The sequence below is a fragment of the Xanthomonas dyei genome (genome assembly GCF_002939865.1).
GTDB lineage: Bacteria > Pseudomonadota > Gammaproteobacteria > Xanthomonadales > Xanthomonadaceae > Xanthomonas > Xanthomonas dyei.
Genome location: NZ_MDEE01000097.1, coordinates 1 through 2,845, shown reverse-complemented (window position 1 = coordinate 2,845; position 2,845 = coordinate 1). Strand labels below are relative to the sequence as shown.

Below are 2,845 nucleotides of genomic sequence, written 5' to 3'. Positions count from 1 at the left end.
TGGCGAAACTCCGAAGATCCAAACGCGATTCTCCGGAACGATGCGGACATTCTGCCCTCTTAGGCCTCGTTGTTCAGACCTTCCCTAGCGCAGATAGGCGAGCAGCCCTACGTGCAGCAGGCCAAAGGCTTTGTCCACGCCGGTCGCCTCGCATCGACGTAGCGGCTCAGGCACCGCCACCGCCACACGCACGGCGTACGTCGCCCCCTGCGCCATACGTGTGCGACTACATCCGCAACGCTTCGTCGCGCCAGCGATGACTTCGGTTAGCCAACGCCGTCCAGAGCGCTTCTGATCAAACTTGATCCTAGGCTCACTACAGGAGATCAACATGGGTGTATGCGCGTCGAAACCAAGCGTGGCAGGTTCACCACAGCAGTCTGCAGTCGAGTACACAGAGCAAACCCCGCCCTCGACGCCGTCATCTTCCGAGGCGCCGATGTCACCCAGCCTGCATGGCTTGGCGGCGCTCGGGCCTTACAGAGCGAGGCGGCCTGACGCAGGACAGCCGGCCTTACACCCGTACGAAGTTCAGCAGGTGGCTTACCAACTCGGTATGCGCGTCAACGACAGGCCCATCGAAGATGCGGGCGAACGTCAACGCCTTGTCGACGCCACGGCGACGATGCACGAGACACGACAGGCATTGCACCGTGGGCGAGGCAATGTCGACAGCGATCTGCAGCTCAGCGGCCAACTGAGCGCCGTCTACAGCGCACTGACGTATGCGCTCGGTGGAAATGATGAGAATGTACACGCAGGAAGCGCGCTGGCGATTGGGGCTGGCAATTGTGACCAGAACGCAGCGATCAATGTGCGCCAACATGCCGTCCACATGGAGGACGGTGGCAAGATGCTGACCGTACGTGACTATGGGGTGCCACATATCTACGCGCTTTATCAGCCGCCACGCGCGGCAGAGGCGGACGAATCCAATGTAGTCCTCGACTCATGGTGCGATGGTCCAGCCGTGCGACTTGGAGATTCGCGTTGGGCCGAAACCTACGGAACGACCACCACTGTAGTTGAACGATTCGATAAGCCTGACGCAATCGATGCACGAAAGAGAACAAACGCGTTGAGAGCCGAGATCGAGAACCCGCAAACTCCACGTCATGCGTATGCACGCGACCTGGAGACAGTCTTTCTTGCTAACCGCGCCAAGCATGTGCCTGGTTACGTCTTTACGTCGATGCCGGTCATTGATCCCACACTGGCCGAAAGCACGCGTCAAAGACTGCGAGAGTACTCACCGCGGACGCGCAGGGTTCTAGCCGCCGATACTGCGCGGCAGGCCTACGGATTGGATGACGCACAGGCCACCTCGCCGCGCACGACAACAGCGATCTTGAAAGACGCAGAGCGACTGGACGCCTTGGAACGCCCGCCCTTGAGTTGGTGAAGCTCCGGGGTGGCATGGGGTGCTTGGCGTATCGGCGATACGCAAGACCAGTCTGCTCGGTGATTGGCGCGGCGCGCGTTTGCGGGCCGCGGTGGTGTGGGACGGCGGTTGACGCATGGCAAAGCCCCCCCCTTGACCAACAGACCCCGCCGCCGGGTGGCGACGGGATGTCGGGAGGTTAGAAACCGCACACAGTCGGCGTGCATGTTTCCCCGAAGAGTGTTGTCAGCCGCCCTCCCGAGGCCGGCATCGCGTCGGTAGCTACCGGTAGCAGGCGGCCCATGAATATCCAAAGCTAACGGGCCTGCCGAGGGGCAGCACCCGGGAGATATCTTTGAGTCCTTATCTGGCGACGTTTTCTAACGACGTGGCCCCGACCCCGCTCCTCGCACCCCATTGCTTGCAGAGAAAGTACTCTCGGACCCTACGTGTTAGTTGGCTACCGATCGTCTGCGATAGACAGATATTCTTCTAACGTGTTGGCGCGTTCGCAGAGACGGAAAATTTCGTTCTGCATCACTTGAAAACTGCTCACGATTTCGCCGCCATAAAGTGACGACTCAAAGGCCTTACTGGTGCCGTGGAGCTCGAGCCAGGCGCGCTCTGCGCGAACCAGGTTGTCCTTGGACGTATTACGCTGCTTGCTGAGCAGCAACTTATACGCAGCATTCAAGCGCGTGTCTTGTCTCTTTTTCTCTTTAGATTGGCACGCAGCAAGAGCGACGTTGTCTGATTCCGCTTCTTCAATGCATTCATAGAATGCACTGGTAATGCCTTTGGGCGCTTGACGCTTGATGATCTGCGCGGTGTTTTCAGATGCCAGCGCTCCCCCGTCAACAAAAAGGACGAGGCAGATGGCGAATATTGTGGCTGCTGTTTTCATGCAGTACAAATCTCGATGGTCTTATGGGTTTGAAGGAAGTGTCTGATCGGGTGGATGAGCCGAATCGTCCCATCCGCCATCGGCGGGCAGGCCAGGATGAGGGGGAAATTCACCTTGCATAGTATCCAGGCAAGTCGGTTGCAGGAAGCCTACCGATTCAAACCTTGGTGACCTGGCCTAGCACAAGTTCGCCGTCGCGCACGCTTACCTGCAATTTCTTGCCGATGGCGAAGCACAGTTGTTCCAGCCAGCGGCCGCTTAGGCGCAGGGTGGGGACGGGATGTCGGGCCTGGGTAAGTTCCGACAAGGGATGGCTCGGCTGCCAACGGATAGCGGCTCTGCTGTGATACAAACTGATCAGCCTGTGCCGGTGAGAACGGAATGTCTTAACGAGAGCACGCCGCGCCAAGAACTGCGGACAATGCTGCGATAAAGAAGCTCGGTTGCTTAGTTATTTCCAGAATAGGACCTAGGGAAGGTCTGAATAACGATGCCTGAGAGTGCGGAATGTCCGCATCGTTCCGGAGAGTCTCGTTTGGATCTTCGGAGTTTCGCCATTT

The 2,845-nt window shown here is 58.5% G+C and carries 3 protein-coding genes; 1 reads left to right on the top strand and 2 read right to left on the bottom strand.

The genetic code is table 11. The annotated features are described in order from the left end of the window. The first annotated feature begins 331 nt into the window (after positions 1-331). Positions 332-1,402, top strand: coding sequence for a XopE/AvrPphe family type III secretion system effector (gene xopE / locus XdyCFBP7245_RS23290; RefSeq protein ID WP_104617704.1), 1,071 nt, complete (start codon positions 332-334; stop codon positions 1,400-1,402). Positions 1,403-1,841: 439 nt separating this feature from the next. On the opposite strand, the gene XdyCFBP7245_RS23285 is transcribed toward xopE, so the two are convergent. Continuing rightward, positions 1,842-2,285 (bottom strand): lysozyme inhibitor LprI family protein, encoded by a 444-nt coding sequence (locus XdyCFBP7245_RS23285; protein WP_104617703.1) that lies wholly within the window; start codon positions 2,283-2,285, stop codon positions 1,842-1,844. Between the two features lie 157 nt (positions 2,286-2,442). Then, positions 2,443-2,592 carry a SymE family type I addiction module toxin gene (locus XdyCFBP7245_RS24715; RefSeq protein ID WP_449361603.1) on the bottom strand — a complete coding sequence of 50 codons (150 nt, stop codon included), beginning with the start codon at positions 2,590-2,592 and terminating at the stop codon, positions 2,443-2,445. Positions 2,593-2,845: the final 253 nt, after the last annotated feature.